This is a genomic window from Desulfobulbaceae bacterium (genome assembly GCA_015231515.1).
Classification (GTDB): Bacteria; Desulfobacterota; Desulfobulbia; order Desulfobulbales; family VMSU01; genus JADGBM01.
This window is the reverse complement of sequence record JADGBM010000006.1, coordinates 1-17410: the sequence shown is the minus strand read 5'-3', so window position 1 is coordinate 17410 and position 17410 is coordinate 1. Positions and strand designations below refer to the sequence as shown.

At 42.7% G+C, this 17410-nt stretch carries 13 protein-coding genes; 5 read left to right on the top strand and 8 right to left on the bottom strand.

Going from position 1 to position 17410, the window contains the following annotated elements; genetic code table 11:
- The first annotated feature begins 16 nt into the window (after window positions 1-16).
- Complete coding sequence (locus tag HQK80_02055; protein MBF0221004.1) at window positions 17-367, top strand: PilZ domain-containing protein; 351 nt, start codon at window positions 17-19, stop codon at window positions 365-367.
- A 295-nt stretch (window positions 368-662) separates the two neighbouring features.
- Here HQK80_02055 and ppsA read toward each other — a convergent pair whose 3' ends face one another.
- A complete protein-coding gene (ppsA, locus tag HQK80_02050; protein MBF0221003.1) occupies window positions 663-3104 on the bottom strand; it encodes a phosphoenolpyruvate synthase in 2442 nt (813 codons plus the stop codon).
- A gap of 251 nt (window positions 3105-3355) precedes the next feature.
- Between ppsA and HQK80_02045 the strand changes: the two genes are divergently transcribed.
- Window positions 3356-5086, top strand: coding sequence for a phosphoglucomutase (locus HQK80_02045; protein ID MBF0221002.1), 1731 nt, complete (start codon window positions 3356-3358; stop codon window positions 5084-5086).
- Between the two features lie 30 nt (window positions 5087-5116).
- Here the strand turns inward: HQK80_02045 and HQK80_02040 are convergent, their stop codons facing one another.
- The 3 genes from HQK80_02040 to HQK80_02030 all read right to left on the bottom strand — a co-directional run bounded on the left by HQK80_02040 (window position 5117) and on the right by HQK80_02030 (window position 6668).
- Window positions 5117-5581: a 23S rRNA (pseudouridine(1915)-N(3))-methyltransferase RlmH gene (locus HQK80_02040; protein ID MBF0221001.1), complete on the bottom strand. Its 465-nt coding sequence runs from the start codon at window positions 5579-5581 to the stop codon at window positions 5117-5119.
- A gap of 5 nt (window positions 5582-5586) precedes the next feature.
- Window positions 5587-5967 (bottom strand): YkgJ family cysteine cluster protein, encoded by a 381-nt coding sequence (locus HQK80_02035; protein ID MBF0221000.1) that lies wholly within the window; start codon window positions 5965-5967, stop codon window positions 5587-5589.
- A gap of 152 nt (window positions 5968-6119) precedes the next feature.
- Entirely contained in the window at window positions 6120-6668 is a 549-nt protein-coding gene (locus HQK80_02030; protein MBF0220999.1) for a YqgE/AlgH family protein, read from the bottom strand.
- Window positions 6669-6886: 218 nt separating this feature from the next.
- Here HQK80_02030 and glgB point away from each other — a divergent pair, with 218 nt between their 5' ends.
- Both glgB and HQK80_02020 read left to right on the top strand, forming a co-directional pair.
- Entirely contained in the window at window positions 6887-9085 is a 2199-nt protein-coding gene (gene glgB, locus HQK80_02025; GenBank protein ID MBF0220998.1) for a 1,4-alpha-glucan branching protein GlgB, read from the top strand.
- Between the two features lie 3 nt (window positions 9086-9088).
- Window positions 9089-9289 (top strand): hypothetical protein, encoded by a 201-nt coding sequence (locus HQK80_02020; protein ID MBF0220997.1) that lies wholly within the window; start codon window positions 9089-9091, stop codon window positions 9287-9289.
- Here the strand turns inward: HQK80_02020 and HQK80_02015 are convergent.
- Window positions 9286-11019, bottom strand: a complete 1734-nt coding sequence (locus tag HQK80_02015) for a PAS domain S-box protein (protein MBF0220996.1) — start codon at window positions 11017-11019, stop codon at window positions 9286-9288. The genes HQK80_02020 and HQK80_02015 overlap by 4 nt on opposite strands.
- 127 nt (window positions 11020-11146) lie before the next feature.
- Between HQK80_02015 and HQK80_02010 the strand changes: the two genes are divergently transcribed.
- Window positions 11147-12478 carry an HDOD domain-containing protein gene (locus tag HQK80_02010; GenBank protein ID MBF0220995.1) on the top strand — a complete coding sequence of 444 codons (1332 nt, stop codon included), beginning with the start codon at window positions 11147-11149 and terminating at the stop codon, window positions 12476-12478.
- A 61-nt stretch (window positions 12479-12539) separates the two neighbouring features.
- Here the strand turns inward: HQK80_02010 and HQK80_02005 are convergent, their stop codons facing one another.
- The 3 genes from HQK80_02005 to HQK80_01995 all read right to left on the bottom strand — a co-directional run.
- A complete protein-coding gene (locus HQK80_02005; protein ID MBF0220994.1) occupies window positions 12540-13628 on the bottom strand; it encodes an alkene reductase in 1089 nt (362 codons plus the stop codon).
- A gap of 65 nt (window positions 13629-13693) precedes the next feature.
- On the bottom strand, window positions 13694-16408 hold the full coding sequence (locus tag HQK80_02000) for a PAS domain S-box protein (protein ID MBF0220993.1): 2715 nt from the start codon (window positions 16406-16408) through the stop codon (window positions 13694-13696).
- A 7-nt stretch (window positions 16409-16415) separates the two neighbouring features.
- A partial coding sequence (locus HQK80_01995; GenBank protein ID MBF0220992.1) for a hypothetical protein occupies window positions 16416-17410 on the bottom strand: 995 nt, incomplete at its 5' end.

The following is a 17410-nucleotide window of genomic DNA, read 5'->3' as shown; positions in this document are numbered from 1 at the left end:
GGATAAAGGAGTGTCAATGAAAGACAAAAAAAACAAAGAACGTCGAGTGGCAAAACGAGTTCCTGTAGTATTTAACGTTAACTACATCCATGATGGTGACTATATAATCTCAAGCACCAGAGATGTATCCGCCGATGGCATGTTTTTGTATACAGAAAACCCACCCAGCGTGTCCGAAAAAATAAAACTGAAATTCAAATTAGGTACGTTGACAAATCTTGAAGTTGACGCAAAGGTCATGTGGGTTAATACTTCAGCTGCTGACCCGAAAGATCATGGCATGGCGGTAAAGTTTATAAAACCAGGGGTACGAGTCAAAGAAGCTGTACTTAAAGTCGTAAACAGAGTTGCGGTTCTCGGTCAATAAGCGAAAAACTGTTCAGCCGGTCGTTTGCTTAGAAAATTATCTCATCTTTTTTCCCGCAACGGTCACACGAGACTGTGCTGTTCTTATCATTTGCCCTCCACTGCTCCCGCATAACCAGATTTTCATAATCTTTTTTTGAACACCCCTCACAGAGACAAACAACTGTTTCATCCTTTAATATCCATTTATGCATAACACCTTTCCAGACAATACTGATTTTTTGTACTAGAGCTAAAATAAAAAGAGCCCAAAATGGGCTCTTTCCACATAATTTAAGAACCTGAAAGCTACTAATTTAAGGGGCAACCCCCATCTCTTTTTCCTTTTTAGCTACCGCCAGTCTTGTTTTCACGGCAGTATCAGGAATAAGACTCATCGAGTCGATACCTAATTCTACCAGGAAGGTAGCAAACTCAGGAAAGTCAGATGGCCCCTGACCACAGATACCAATTTTTTTACCGCGTCGTTTAGCGGTCTGAATTACCATGCGGATCATCTCTTTGACAGCAGGATCTCGCTCGTCGGCAATACCTGAAATAAGTCCTGAATCACGATCTAAACCGTAGGTTAACTGTGTCAAGTCATTAGAACCGATGGAGAACCCATCAAATATATCGGCAAAGGCATCAGCGCAGATGACATTGCTCGGTATTTCACACATAACATAAAGTTCCAAACCGTTTTCGCCCTGAACCAGACCACACTCTCTCATAACTTCGATAACTTTTTTCCCTTCCTCCGGAGTACGACAAAAAGGAACCATCAACTTGATATTGTTGAGTCCCATGTCATTCCGAGCTTTCAACAACCCCTGGCACTCAAGCTCAAAAGCCGGCCTATACTTAGGGTCGTAGTAACGAGAAGCTCCACGCCAACCTATCATAGGATTTTCTTCATCTGGTTCATACAAGCTACCGCCAAGTAAATTGGCATACTCATTACTCTTGAAATCAGATAGTCGAACAATGACATCTTTCGGATAGAAACCTGCGGCAATTCGGCCAACACCTTCAGCAACCTTATCAATAAAAAACTGTTTCTTATCTTTATGTGTTCCGGTTTTAGCATCAATCTGGCGAGCAATTTCCTGTTCTGCAGGGTCATTAGATTTCTTAAGATCCTCATAGTTCAACAGGGCCAGAGGGTGCATTCCGATGTGAGAGTTAATAATAAACTCCTCACGAGCCAAGCCCACACCATCATTTGGAATTTGACACTCAGTAAAAGCTTTTTCAGGTATCGCCAAATTCATCATGATCTTGGTTTTGGTCGCAGGCAGATCACCAAGATCAACTCTCTCTATTTCAAAATCGAGCAGACCGTCATAAACGTAACCCGTCTCACCTTCTGCAGATGAGGCTGTTATTTCCTGGCCTGATTTAATTTTTTTCGAACCATCACCGGTCCCAATAACACAAGGAATACCAAGCTCACGAGAAATAATTGCAGCATGACAGGTACGACCGCCACGATTGGTAACGATGGCTGCAGCAATTTTCATAATCGGTTCCCAGTCGGGATCGGTCATATCGGTTACCAGCACTTGTCCCTTCTTAAAGCTGTGTATATCAACAACATTATCAATAACATTTGCGACACCCTGGCCAATCTTAGAGCCAACAGCAAGACCTTCGGCAACAACCTTGCCGGTTTCCTTTAGCTTATAGGTCTCCATTACTCCTTTAGACGTTTGAGAATGTACCGTCTCCGGTCGAGCCTGGACAATAAACAACTTACCGGTGCCGACCTCTTTGCCGTCACCATCTTTTGCCCATTCAATATCCATCCCTTTCTTGTAGTGGTCTTCAATTATACAAGCCCATTTAGCAAGCTGTAAAATCTCATCATCACTAATGACGTACGAGTTGCGTTCTTCAACGGTGGTACTGATATTTTTAACTGGTTCTTCAGTGTTGGGATCGTTATCGTAGATCATCTTGATCTCTTTTGAACCGACCTTTTTCCCGACAATAGGGCGTTTTCCCTCTTTCAAGGTTGGTTTAAAGACATAATATTCGTCCGGGTTGACAGCACCCTGGACTACATTCTCCCCAAGACCCCAGGCGCCGGTAATAAAAACGGCATCTTCAAATCCAGATTCAGTATCAATTGAAAAAAGAACTCCAGAAGAAGACGAATCGCTTCGAACCATTTTCTGAACGGTAATAGAAAGATATACGTCAAACTGACCAAAACCCTTGTCATGACGATAGGAGATTGCTCGATTGGTGAAAAGAGAGGCAAAACATTTCTTACAGTTGTCAATAAGGGCATCCATACCATGGATGTTCAGATAGGTTTCCTGCTGACCCGCAAAAGAGGCATCTGGAAGGTCTTCAGCAGTTGCTGAAGAACGAACAGCAACATCAACATTAGCACCGTATTCTTCTTCCATCTTTGCATAACTTTTTGCAATTGCATCAACAAGATCCTGAGGAAATTGAGCATTACGGATAATGTTTCTGGCCTTCTCACCACGAGCCTGGAGATTGTGAAGGTCATGGGTGTCAAGACCGTCAAGCGCATCTTCAATAGCTTGAGCAATGCCAGCAGTCTTCAACAAGTGTCGATAGGCATGAGCAGTAATTGCAAAACCATGTGGTACAGCGACACCTTTTGAGGTTAAATGCTGATACATTTCACCTAACGAGGCATTTTTTCCACCGACGAGGGGCACATCCTCAATTCCAATTTCATCAAACCAAAGAATTAATTTTTCATCATGCTTCTCAGACATTACCTTCTCCCTGTTAAGTAATATTTATCGAAAATAAAAAAAACATCTCATTCATCCTGAATACCAATTCATTGAACTTTTTACTATATTATAGGTGTACCTATAGGTCAACTAACTTTAACCTTAGAAAAAAAAGTAACCGGAATCAATTAATTTCTTTTTATAATAACTTTATTTATGTCATTCTATCTGAAAGGTAGAAGATATACAACGTTTCTCAACAAAGATCCTTATCCTCAGCTGGAGTACTCATGATTTCACCCCACAAAGCCTCTGAATCACTCACCGAAAACTTTATCACTAACTCTTCTTCAACCATTACTTATTTCGACCAGATACAAGAACTTGTAAAGTTGCGGAATCAACAACCGGCAAAAAGCCAGTCATATAGTTTATATCAGGAACATATCAACACGGTATACGGTCGCGTTCGCAAAAAAATACTGTCCAATACCAATCCCCCATCTACTTCCATTAAATTCGGCACATCAGGCTGGAGAGGTATTATTGGTGATGATATTTATTGCCATTCTGTAGGTATTGTCACACAAGCAATAATCAATATGTACCAGAGCATTGGCAATAATGCCCAACTCGACTCTGAACTTAACGTAGCAAGTTTTGAAGAAACACAGCGTCGAGGCTGTGTTCTGGGCTTTGATAACAGGTTTGGCAATGAGATGTTAGCAATCAGAATAATTGACGTCCTTACCTCAAACGGCATAAAAGTCTATTATGCCGGCGAATCATCAACCGGCCTGTTGTCGGCCTCGGTCCTTCAGCGTCAAGCTGCTTTTTCCATCAACCTGACCCCCAGTCACAACCCATTACAGTACGCGGGTTTCAAGTTTAACGGCGCTGATGCAGGCCCTGCGAGCCCTGTTTTGACCGAGGAAATCACACGGCGCGCAAACCTTCTTATTTCCAGCAACACAACAGAATCATTTTCTCGCAATAATTCGCTCATCTGCCCAATAAAATCACTTCAGGACTGGGTTGATCTAACTACTTCCGGTGAGCAGAAACACGGTCTTAATTATAAAGCAATCATTAACGACTTCATAAATAATGATGCTATTTGTGTGGTAATTGACTGTGTGCATGGCGCAAGTCGTGTAGACATAGCGTCGTTTTTCAACTCCTTTTCATCCGATCGCCTACAGTTTCTCAGAACCAGGGAAGACACGACTTTTGGGGGAATTGCCCCTGAGCCCTCTACAACGAACATGATTCCCGTAGTTGAAGCATTATCCACCATGCGGGGCCCATTGAAACTTGGCGTTATTATGGATCCCGATGCCGATAGAATTCGCTTCACCGATGGTACCACAGAAATTAACATGAATTATTTCGGTGCTATGGCCTACCATTACCTCCACGAGAAAAAGCATAAAAATGGAATGGTCGCCAAAACAGTTGCTACAAGTAATTTTGCTAACGCTATTGCCGAACAACTTAACGAAACGGTTTTTGAACCAAAAGTTGGCTTTAAAGAGTTTAAACCGGTTATTGATAAGGCCCTTGTCTGTTTTGAGGAGTCTGACGGGATAACAATAATCGGACACACGCCTGAAAAAGATGCCTACATTGGTCTACTGTTAGCCTTGGACATGACCATTACTTTGCAGATGAATCTTGGCGACTACCTAAAGACGATTCAGCAGGAATACGGAGAATTCTACCCTGACAAAGACGGCGTTGAGGTCTCAGAAAAGGGCGATACCCTCATCAATACCCTTTCAGGATTGAGTAAGTACACAAAAGGCTCTGTAATTAAAGTTGGAGAAAAAGATCTTGCCATAAAACAGGTTATTGACATAGACGGCTTTAAATTTGTTTTTGAAGACCAATCATGGCTGATGATCAGACCATCAGGAACTGAACCCAAGGTCCGGTTCTATGTTGAAGCGCGTAATGAGAGACAAAAAGAAGATCTATTCGCTGTTGCAAAAAAGATCTTGTCTGATCTTGGTCTTGTCTAAAAGGGGGTTTGATCAAGCAGCGCGACTTAACTACTTATGATATTTGGTACCGGCAATTATTGAGTGTGCTCTGTAAAGCTGTTCGAGTAATATCAAACGTGTCATGTCATGGGTGAATGTCATTGGTGACAGTGACAATTTATAATCAGCCTGCTCCTGGACTTCGGTAGAAAGGCCGTTAGAGCCACCCACAATAAATGAAACTAGTTTCCTGTTTTGCTCCTGCCACCCAGCAATCTGCTGGGCCAGTCCTTCAGATGTTAACTTAACTCCACGGGGATCAAGCACCACTAAGAAAGCATCTTTTGAGACCGCTTTCAGTATCCCCTGCCCCTCTCTTTTTTTTATCTCAGAATCACTGGCTTTAGACTTTACATCCCTGATAATTTTAAAAGAAACATCGGCATAAGGCTTTAGGCGTTTGTGAAAATCGGCAATGCCGTCCTCAAGGTAGCGCTCAGAGGTTTTACCGACAAAAAGGCATTCAATTTTCATGTATCTTACTGGAGCAGGATTTTCAATTTCTCACAAAACTCTTCATAACTTACACTCTTAGAAATTCCAGGACATGAGGCCTTGATTGTTTCGAAGTTGTTCCTGTCCTGAAGAATTGAAGGGTGAAGAGGCCACTGAGTACACCGCCACGGCTTCCCGGGGTGAATAGTACAACCGCCATTAAAAAAGATACAATGCCCGTCAACTATTTTCATCTGGACAACGTTGTCTGTTTCTCTGAGATATCTCTTCTTAAGTTCGCCAATCGGCAAGCCAATATAAGACGCCATAGTATTCAGATCATTTTCATCAAGTGAAACGGTAGTTTCACCATGGCAACAAAAGCCACACTCACGACACTGGAAAATTCCACCTTCATTCGTCATATAAAAACCCTAGATCAAAATTAATGTTCTGCGGACGGGATTCAGAGATTAAAGCAGCGACAAATTATGAGATAGTCTCAGCCTTAACAAAAAAAAGACTATTAACACTCAATAATGCCATTTCGCAACGAAAACCTCTGAAAAAAAACATCTCAAGCCGTACCGATCTCATCAGAATACAGTGAAATATCAATACCAAATTGCATCGCAGCATTTTTCCATTTTTCAGAGTTTTCAGTGTGGAAAAGAATTTCGTTTTTGGCAGGCAGGGTTAACCACCCGTTGACAGTGAGTTCAGCCTCAAGCTGTCCCGGTGCCCAGCCGGAATACCCTAAAATAAACATATACGACTGAGGGCCGACACCTCCTGCTATATCATGCAGAATCTGCGGATCACGTGACAAACTGACATCATCAGAGATTGACAGTTGATTTTTCCCGACATAATCCGAAGAATATAAAAAGAACGCCGCTTCAACTTCGACAGGCCCACCAATATAAATTTGAGGAAAATCAGTCCCGCTAACCTCGACATTAGCGCTTAAAAAGACCTCAAGAAGTGAAAATTCACTGGGATGATTAACAATAAGCCCCATAGCGCCCTCATCGTTGTGAGAGCAGATATAAATAACCTGCTCCCTGAAGCGGGGATCCGGCATCTGGGGTGTAGCGATTAAAAAGTTTCCTTGTAAAGATTCCATGTTTTTTCTAATTTCATCTAATTTAACAGAGCGACATTTTATTAATTTTTTAATGATACATTGATATGCTATATTAATACAGATAGAATATTGAAATTATTTTCCTGAATATTTTTTTTGTGCTAAGCTCATAATACCGATATAAATTCTTTTCAACTTGGTTGTAATTTCAGTTTTATCGTTACAACACACTATAAATTCAAAAAAAGAGAAAAATCATGTCACTTGATGTCGTTAAAGAACTCGATCGAGTCTTAAACTCTGACCAACACGACCCATTTTGTGTGCTCGGCTTCCATGTTATTGACAAAGAGGCCCGTACCGCTGTCGTTCGCTCATTTCAGCCTTTAGCTGAATCTGTTCGCCTTGTAACCGGCAACACCAAAACAGACATGTATAAGATGCGTGATGACGGCCTGTTTGAAGCGGTAATTTCCGACTACCAGGAACCTTTCAAATATAAGTTTGAAATCACCCTATACAACCAGGAAGTTAAACTGATCAATGACCCGTATCGCGCCTTACCACGATTGACAGATTTTGACCAACACCTCTTCAATGCCGGTACACACTACAACATCTATGACAAACTCGGAGCACAGGTTCGTGTCATTGACGATGTCAAAGGCACTTTATTTCGGGTCTGGGCCCCTTCAGCCAGACGAGTCAGCGTTATCGGCGATTTTAATTTCTGGGACGGTCGTGTACATCAGATGCGTGTCATTGGCTCATCTGGAATATGGGAACTTTTTATTCCAGACATTAAAGAAGGCGATTTATATAAGTACGAAATCCGCACTCAACAAATGAACATTCTTGAAAAAATTGATCCTCTGCAATTTACCTCTGAAATTCGTCCGAAAACTGCCTCCAAGGTTCATGAAATGAATACCTATGAATGGAAGGATTCAGCCTGGATGAAGAATCGGTCACAATTTACTCCGTATAACAGTCCAATGTCCATCTATGAACTTCACCTTGGTTCATGGAAGCGTGATCCTGCCAATCCTGAACGTTTTTTGACCTATAATGAATTGGCCGACAGCTTAGTACCCTATGTTAAAGAGATGGGTTTTACCCATATTGAGCTTATGCCGGTTATGGAGCACCCGCTAGATGAGTCCTGGGGATACCAGGTAACAGGGTATTTTTCTGTAACCAGTCGGTTCGGCACCCCGACCGATTTCATGCATTTCATCGATAGATGCCATGAGGCAGGTATCGGCGTTATCCTTGACTGGGTCCCTTCTCATTTCCCAACAGACGGACACAGCCTCGGTCGGTTCGACGGTTCATCACTTTATGAGCATTACGATCCGAGACAAGGTGAACACCCAGAATGGGGGACATATATTTTCAATTACGGCAGAAAGGAAGTCAGCAGCTTTCTTATCTCCAACGCATTGTTCTGGTACGACAAATTTCACATTGATGGAATGCGTGTCGATGCAGTTGCCTCGATGCTTTACCTAGATTACGCAAGAACAGCCGGACAATGGGTTCCAAATCAGCATGGCGGTAAAGAGAACCTTGAAGCAATCGAGTTCATGAAACACTTAAACACGATAATATACGATCGTTATCCTGGCGTAGTCATGATAGCTGAAGAGTCGACAAGTTTTTATGGTGTTTCCAAGCCGGCGGTAGCTGGCGGTCTGGGTTTTGGCTACAAATGGAATATGGGTTGGATGAATGACACCCTTTCGTATTTCAGCAAAGACCCTTTGTACCGAAAATTCCATCACAACGCCTTAACCTTCTCCTTACTGTACGCTTTTTCTGAAAACTTTGTGCTGCCGCTTTCACACGACGAAGTCGTACACGGCAAGCGATCTCTGCTTTCCAAAATGCCCGGAGACGAATGGCAGCAATTTGCCAACTTACGATTGCTGTTTTTCTATCTATGGACACATCCAGGCAAGAAAACACTATTTATGGGCTGTGAATTTGGTCAGCTGTCGGAATGGTACTGTAAGGTCAGCTTAGACTGGCATCTTGTCGAAGAACGCCCCAAACATAAACAAGTCCAATCCTTCGTTAAAACCCTCAACAACTTCTATCGTGAGAACCCTTCTTTATGGGAAAATGATCACAATTATGATGGTTTTCAATGGCTGGACTTTAAAGATGTCAACAATAGTATCATCGCTTTTGCCAGAAAAGGTAAGAATCCTAAAGATCACTTAATCTGTCTGCTCAACTTTACCCCGGAGGCACACCACAATTACAAAGTAGGTGTTTTAGAAGACGTGAACTACAGGCAGATCTTAAACTCTGACAGCAAAGAATTCGGTGGAAGCGACCTGAACAATCCTGACCTTAAAAAACCCTTCCATGAGCCGTTTGGCGAAGCGCCCATGCATATACGAGTCTCCGTGCCACCACTTGCAGGGGTAATTTACAAACCGGAGTATTAATCAATGGAAGGCGTTGATTCACTGAGCCCCAAGGGTGATAAACTAAAAAAAACCCTGCGTTGGATCACTGAAATGGTGATTACGCATCCAGAGATGGAGCGCCGGGAAATCATTGAGAAAGCACAGATCCGCTATAATTTATCACCAAAGGAGTGTGCCTTTCTCAATGACAATTTTATCAAGCCTCATTCTGCCAACGACTAGGTTTTACTATCACCAGGAAACATCTGCTCAGCAAACTCAGGATACAACGACTTAGCACAATCAGGACAAATGCCGTGGGAAAATACGGCATTTGAGTTGCTTTGAATATAGGCTTCGATATTCTCCCACAACCCACTGTCATCACGAATTTTCTTACATGATGCGCAAATAGGCAACAGCCCCTGCAAGGTTCTCACCTCGTTCAAGGCTGTTTGCAGCTCTTCTATCATTCGTTCTCTCTCTGTCACATCACGACCGGTAAAAACCACTCCTTCAACACCTGGATGATCCAGTAGATTGGTGACTAGACCCTCCACTCTAAAGACTGAACCGTTTTTATGACAGAAACGAATAACGCTCGTTCTGATAGATTTTTCTGGAACTTCCATTGACTGCTTAATGGTTTCCGTAATTAAACTCTTATCTTCATCAAGGACAAAGTCCTGGGGCAGTTTGCCGATCATTTCATCAGGGAAATATCCAAAAGCAGAAACAGCCGGGCTGACATACTTATACTGTCCGTCTTTATTCAAAATAACAACGATATCACTGGATTTTTCGATCAAAGCCCGAAAGCGCTCCTCGCTTTCCCGCAAGTGTACTTCAGCCAGTTGGCGCTCCTTCATCTCTAAATTAAGCTGATCATTGGTTAGCTTAAGCTCATTTTTGGCTACCAATGCGCTGTTTCGACTATCTTCCATCTGATTCGTTAAATGACGAATAAAGCCCCAGGCAAAGATAGTTACACCAAAAATGACTAAACAAACAAAAGCAGCTACCAATGAAGAACGCTTGACTAAGGTACTCATATTGCCGGAAAGTTCATTAAGATGAACATTCTCACCGATTTTTTTAAGATTTATCAGCAGTGTCTCCCTCAAGGAAGCTATAGTGTTTTCATCAGTATCTGCCTGTGTGATTTTAGTTTGAAGTTCATTTACCAGGGTTCGATACCTCGGTATTTCTTCGAGAATATCCTGAACATGAACCACTATTTCACCTGAGGCAGAGGTAATTGTTTCGAGTGTTCGCTCCATAGTTGTGATTGAGTTAACAATTAAATCTGATATCAATAGTTCAGGGACAGTATGTGGCAAAAATCGATTACTTCGAGCTGCGGTATCATCCTCCAAAAAGATGCTTGCCCGAAGAACCTGTTCCCGACAATAAGGAATCAGGCTATAGATCTGTTGCAAGCCCTTCAAATCCGCACCAGCCAGGACGCTCTCAATCATAAGCTCTCCTGTTGCAACCTCAATAGCATTAAGTTTGTCCAAGAAACTGCTGTTCATGACATGAAGCTGCTCATGAGTTAGTCGTAATGTTTGATTTAAACTCAGATACGATGCCAGGGATTCTTGATATTGTAATACAGTCTCAAAAACCAAATCTCTCTTTTCAAAACTGGATAAATGCTCCAAATCATTCACCACAGCGTTTAAAGATGTAAGCAGAGCCGAACTAACACGATCTAGCTCCATAGGTTCATGGACATAAAACCGTATGTCCCGGACATCACTTTCAACAGTGGCAACTAATTCACCCACCAGCAAATGTTGCCTCATCAGCAAAGAGTGTTTTTCTGTCTCACGCGTGAGCACCGTTTGAAAATCACTAAACATTTGAAAGAGGCTAAAAAGGCCAATGCCTATGACAAAAAGAGTCAGCAGACCAACTAACAAAAGTTTATTAGTTTGACTTGTTGTAGAATATCGTTCTCTGGCGTTCATATATTTGAAGATTTGACCTGAAGGACATAAAAATGATTGTGAAAACAACAATTGACAGTCATAGTAAAATTACTGATATTTGTCAGGCATAATTTACAATTAATCGCTAAAACATAAGAAATCGAATATGGAAAACAAAGTAGTCTCAGCCGGTGAGTATAGAATTGAATCATCAGGAAAGTCATTGCGCCTTGAAGCCCTGCTTGGCACGTGCGTCGCAGTGGCAATTTATGACTCAACAGCCAATGTTGGGGGTTTGTGCCACATACTCTTACCGGATATCGATTCTCATGACAATGCCTGGCGCCCAAAGTGCTATGCCTCATCCGCCCTAGCCCTTTTCCTCGACGACCTTGTTAAGGAAGGGGCAGCCATAAATTCCCTTACCGCAGTGGTTGCCGGAGGCTCTCTAGGTTTCCCTTTTTCGGAGCACGACTTAAATCTCGATATAGGTGGTCGTATTGCAGAGTGTGCCAACCAGTTTCTTGTCCGTCACAAAATCCCGATAAAAAGTTGCGAGACAGGCGGCTACTATGGCATGAAAATGGGGTTAGACACTTCGAACTGGCAGGTTAAGATTGCGCAGATGCTTCCCCCGACCACAAAAAAAACCGAGACAGTTACACCTCCAACCGAGGAACAGATCCAAAATGCAATAATCACCGCCAAGCCAATTCCTCAGATAACGCTACAGCTGATTCGCCTTTTGCACAAAGACTATTATAAATTATCCGAAATTACCGACATACTTGGTCATGAACAGCTACTGACCGCTAAAGTCATCAGCTATTGCAATACAGTTCATATAAGCTCCAAAATAAAAATTGACACACTTGAAAGAGCCGTTTTAATCCTGGGAGAACTGCATCTTCTCGAACTGCTGATTAGTACATCGTTAAAAACATTTTTTGATCAAATGGCAGGCGGCTACTCACTGGTTCGAGGAGGACTTTTCAAACACGCCATTGCTGTTGCGCTTTTAGCCCAGGTCATTGCCGACAAAACTCAGCAGGTTGACCCGCAAACTGCTTATACCGCAGGCCTTCTCCATGATATAGGCAAGGTTGTGCTCGACCAGTACGTAGCGTTAAGCATGTCAGATTTTTACAATACCGACGCTGAGACCAAAAAAGGGTTACTCCATACAGAGCAGACTATATTTAGAACAGACCACCAGCAAATAGGTAAAAAGTTAGCCGTTCGTTGGAATATACCTGAGAATTTAAGTGAGGTTATAGCATCTCACCACTACCCTGAAAACGCCAAAGTCGACTCCGAACTGCTCTATGTAGTAAATATAGCTGATATTGTTGCCTCGTGGTTCATGGCCGGCGTTGAACTTGAATCGTTATGTTCAACCGTTGGTTTTGAAAAAAAACTCTCTCACCTCAACCTCAAGGTCACTGATCTCAACGACATTATTTCTCAAGTAGAGTGGAACAAAATAACGTCTCTTTAGCCAAGTCGGAGAAGGAATCCTTCTCGGTCTATAATCGAAAAATATCGTCTCGCCCAGAAAATCAAGGCCTATAAGGCTCATAGTCTGTGTACCCTTCCGGTCCCGAGGTGTACCACAGGCTCATATCTTCACAGGGGTTCAATGGCCAATTATTCCTGAAACGCTCCACCAGATCAGGATTGCTGATATAGGGCCGACCAATAGCGATAATATCGGCTGTTCCTTCTGCCAGACGTTTTTCAGCCATATCCCTGCTGTAACCACAGTTGCCGATAATGACGCCATCGTAGAGGGGACGGAACTCAGCTAAAGTCATGGGCTCCCCCTTCCCATGAAAACCAAAGGCCAGACCATCCATGATATGCAGGTAACCAAGTTTCAGTTTGTTGATTTCTCCGGTGACATAAAGAAAAAGCTCACGGAAATCGTCACAGCCCATATCATTAAAAACACCATTTGGTGAAATTCGTGCTCCAACACGCTCTGCCGGCCAGACCTCAAGCACCGCCTCGAGCACCTCGCGGAAGAATCGGAATCGATTTTCGAGACTTCCGCCATATTGATCTGTTCTGAGGTTCGTGCTGCCGTCTAAAAACTGATTGATGAGGTACCCGTTAGCACCGTGCACCTCAACCCCATCAAAACCGGCTTTTTTGGCATTTTCCGCTGCTCGGCGATAATCATCAACCGTTTTATGGATCTCATCAACTGTCATGGCCCGAGGTGTTTCGTAGGGTTTATTGCCCCTCGGAGTATGGATATGGTCGCCATTCAATTTGACCGCCGAGGCCGATTGAGGAAGCGAGCCGCCATGAAAATCGCTATGGGAGGCCCGACCACAATGCCATAATTGCAAAAACATGGGAGTGGCGGTTGGTTTCACCCTCTCCGTCACCATACGCCAACCGTCTACCATGGCAGTGCTATAGATTCCAGGTGAGTCAATCCAGCCGATTCCCTCCGTTGAAATTACCGAGGCCTCAGTGATAATCAGCCCCGCTCCAGCCCGCTGCAGATAATATTCTGCCATAAGATCTCCGGGAATACGAGCACTCCCGGCCCTGCCACGCGTCATGGGCGCCAGAGCAACTCTATTGGATACAGTCAGTTCACCAAAAGATAGTGGTTTAAAAAGATGCGTTGTCGTCATAATCATTCCTCATTTCTCATGCGGATTTCAAAAAAAACAGAAAAGGCCTTATTGCCTTTCATACCTCAAACAAACTCTTGTATATCGCCCATAAGAACTTGCGAAAGCACCTTTGACAGATCCTCCGTCTGGAAAGGTTTTACCAGGGTCGCACAAAAACCGTATTGGGTATAATTTGCCATGATTGGATCATTAGAATAGCCGCTCGTAACAACGACCTTGGCATCGTGGTTAATTTGCCGAAGTCGCTGAACCGCTTCCGCACCGCCCATCCCTCCTGGTATAGTGAGATCCATAATTACCAGATCAAAAGAGTCCCCGGAGTCTATAGCCTTTTGATACAACTCAATAGCTGTATTTCCATCATTGGCGCTTACTACCTCATGACCTAAATAGGTTAACATCTCTCGAGCAATATTTCTGACCATCTCGTCATCATCCATAAATAAAATTCGAGCAGATTCAGAATCTGTGGGTGTATCAATTGTTGATGATAGTTGAGCTGGGGGGGTAACAGAGACTGGCAGATAGACGTTGAAAGTCGTTCCCTTCCCTGGCAGCGAATCGACCGAAATATACCCATTATGTTTATTGATAATCGAGTGACAGATCGCCAGCCCTAATCCGCTGCCCTCACTCTTGGTTGAAAAGTATGGATCAAATATCTTGTCAATCAATTCACTTGAAATTCCAATGCCGGTGTCATGAAAAGAGATCTTCACAAACTTTTTATTTTTACCATGATAAAGTGATTTTTGATCCATGGAGTCCAGATTCTTACACTCTATCTGAAGCACCCCACCTTTCGGCATAGCATTTCTGGCATTAAGCACGATATTCTGTACAACCTGACTTATTTGACCTTTATCGATATCGGCTAGCCATAAATCATCAGGAATATCATATTGACAGGTAACCTTGTCTCCACGTAGAACAAATCCTGCCGACTCCATTATGACATTCTTCAAGGAAGAAGTTTCCTTGATTGGATCACCACCCCGGGAAAAAGTCAATAACTGCTGGGTAAGACCCTTTGCTCTTAATGATGCCTTTTCAGCTTCTGCCAAAAGCTTTCTTGTCCTCTCCGTGAGAGTTTCGTCAAACTGGGCTAGATTAATATTTCCTAAAATTGCGGCCAGGATATTATTAAAATCATGGGCAATGCCACCTGCTAAAACTCCCACAGACTCTATCTTTTGCATTTTCATAAGAGTTTGTTCAGTTTTAATCTGCTCTGTCACGTCTCTAAAGACCAAAACCACGCCAATAATCCGGCTCAGATCATCCTGTATAGGTGCACCACTGTCGGCAATCGCAATTTCTCGACCATCCTTTGCTATGAGTGCTGTATGGTTTGCCAAGCCGACAATTTGACTGGAGGCCAGTACTTTATTAACAGGATTTTCACATACAGCCCTGGTTTTTTCATTAATTATGTGGAAAACTTCTTCTAGATGGCGGCCACAGGCCTCATCACTGCTCCATCCTGTAAGATTTTCTGCAACTTTATTAAGTAAAGTAATCTTTCCAGAGATATCAGTAGTAATGACTCCATCGCCAATACTTCGCAAGGTTACAGATAGTCGTTCTTTTTCTGCTGCGAGTTCTGCCTGGGCCTGTTTGCGCAAGGTAACATCAATCCCATACTCAATCATCTGAGTAAGATCTCCATCTTGGTTGAAAACAGGATATGCGTGAACCTCAATATTTCGAGGTGAACCATCCGCATCATAATTGACATGCTCTACCATTGCCGGTTTTTTGCTTTGGCGTATACCCTCAAGCGGACAAGGTTGTTCATCGCTATTACAAGGACTATCGCCCTGTCTAATATGACCATAGCAAGTATACTTGTCTCCTGCTTTAAAGCCGCTGGCAGAGTTTGCTAACTGGATGGAATAATCATTAACATCGATGACATAAAAAGGGTGTGTTAAGGATTCAATGATATTGTAGATATACTCATTTTGACGACTAAGTGTCTCTTCAGCCTTTCTTCGTTCTGAATTTTCTTTGATTAACGCAGAAATTTTTTGCTGAATCGAGTCTCGCATATTAACAAAACTATGGGCCAGAATACCGACTTCATCTTTACCGCCACTATCAATTTGCTGATCAAGTTTACCTTCGGCAATCGCTTTAGCAGCCCTGGTCAAATTAGTGATTGGTTGTGTGAATCGTGTCACAATCAGCGACAAAACCAGCAGCACGACAAAAGTTATGCCTCCCATAATAAAAATGAGAAGCTTGCGGAATTTACGGGCATCACCATATTTTAAGTCCAGAGGTACGGTGTAGGCGATAACCCAGTTCCACTCAGGAAAATGTTTAAAAACACACCACTTTTTTTGACCAAGGTATGAATAATTAAACTCACCCTGATTTTCAGCCAGCATCTTGCCTGTAACCTCAGACCCTACCAAGGAGATATCACCTGAAGGCAGTTTCGGATGCATTACAACAATCCCGTTGGTATCGATAATGAACGGATAAATCAGCAGATCAGAGCGGTTATAGTTGCTCTTTTTGAGAATTTCTAAGGTTGAGTGCTGAAAATCATTAAAATACGCCTCCACAAGACCTGTTTTCTTGAGTTGTTCATTTTTCCGCTGAATGAGCCCATAGATTGTCTCGATCTTTTCGGCAAAAGCGATTTTTTGACTTCTGTCGATTATCTTAGTAAGTTCTATATCGGCCATAAGCAGGATGCTTATGGTAGTAAACGAAAAAGCTGCAACAATAAAAAACAGCAATTTGAAGGTGATAGAATCTTTCTTCATACTATCCTTATTCGTCCTCGACTGTATTCAAAAATGTCGCTTGCTGCAATAAATCCATAGGGAAGACAATGCCCATCTTGTTAGCCAGCTGCATATTGAGAAATATTTTGGACTGCGAATTGGTGGCTATCGGGATCGCCTCAGGTGAAATCCCTTCCAAGACCCTGAGAGCTGTTTTTCCTAACCACCAACCCTGCTCCTCAGCAAGCTTCACTTTGCCCAGTAGGGCAAAACGGATATTGTTATCACCAGTTCCAGCAGATGGGATTTTCGTGTTTTCCAGAATAAACTGATCAGCCAGCTTGTCATCCCACCCGACAATACCCATAGGTGTCAGCCAGACGAGCATGTCCACGGTGTTTTGAAGTTTGACATACTCTTTTTTCCATTGGTCAAAATTGATCACAAGTGCGCCACCGGCAAATTTTATATTTAAAACCTCTTGCAAATACTGCAGTTCTTTTTCTTCGGATAAAACTTTTGCACCAATGTACCCTAACCGATCACCATTGGCGTACTGCCTTAAGATATCAATCGTTTCAAGAACAGGATTAATTTCGACCATCCCTGTTATATTTTCCCGAGGAAACCCATACAGGCTCGCATCCCAATTCAAACCACAGAACACAAATGGAATTGAAGAGTTTTTATAGTAGGGAGCAATCAGGTATTTTGCGGCATTATCATCGCTTGTCAAAACTATATCAGGCTTCCACGTATCAATAAGATTTTTGGCGGAAAGAGCGGCACTCTTTTTAAAATTTTCAGAAGTATTAAGCTTAGTGTCCATCCTGAAAAATTGCACACTGATACCACTGTGCGAACCATCAAACGTGCCATCAGGATTAGTCTTGACATTTAAGGCCTTTAACAGCCCTTTTTCTATAGTATCACTCCAGATATAGCCCTCATGATACGAGTTCACATACAAAATCTTTTTTGGTTCAGCACTGATCAGGTTGGCTGTATCGAGGAGTTCTAAGGGGAATTTCACCCCTAAAT

Coding starts and splice junctions, on each gene's coding strand:
- HQK80_02055 (MBF0221004.1), top strand. CDS start 17: ATGAAAGACAAAAAAAACAAAGAACGTCGAGTGGCAAAACGAGTTCCT.
- ppsA (MBF0221003.1), bottom strand. CDS start 3,104: ATGTCTGAGAAGCATGATGAAAAATTAATTCTTTGGTTTGATGAAATT.
- HQK80_02045 (MBF0221002.1), top strand. CDS start 3,356: ATGATTTCACCCCACAAAGCCTCTGAATCACTCACCGAAAACTTTATC.
- HQK80_02040 (MBF0221001.1), bottom strand. CDS start 5,581: ATGAAAATTGAATGCCTTTTTGTCGGTAAAACCTCTGAGCGCTACCTT.
- HQK80_02035 (MBF0221000.1), bottom strand. CDS start 5,967: ATGACGAATGAAGGTGGAATTTTCCAGTGTCGTGAGTGTGGCTTTTGT.
- HQK80_02030 (MBF0220999.1), bottom strand. CDS start 6,668: ATGGAATCTTTACAAGGAAACTTTTTAATCGCTACACCCCAGATGCCG.
- glgB (MBF0220998.1), top strand. CDS start 6,887: ATGTCACTTGATGTCGTTAAAGAACTCGATCGAGTCTTAAACTCTGAC.
- HQK80_02020 (MBF0220997.1), top strand. CDS start 9,089: ATGGAAGGCGTTGATTCACTGAGCCCCAAGGGTGATAAACTAAAAAAA.
- HQK80_02015 (MBF0220996.1), bottom strand. CDS start 11,019: ATGAACGCCAGAGAACGATATTCTACAACAAGTCAAACTAATAAACTT.
- HQK80_02010 (MBF0220995.1), top strand. CDS start 11,147: ATGGAAAACAAAGTAGTCTCAGCCGGTGAGTATAGAATTGAATCATCA.
- HQK80_02005 (MBF0220994.1), bottom strand. CDS start 13,628: ATGACGACAACGCATCTTTTTAAACCACTATCTTTTGGTGAACTGACT.
- HQK80_02000 (MBF0220993.1), bottom strand. CDS start 16,408: ATGAAGAAAGATTCTATCACCTTCAAATTGCTGTTTTTTATTGTTGCA.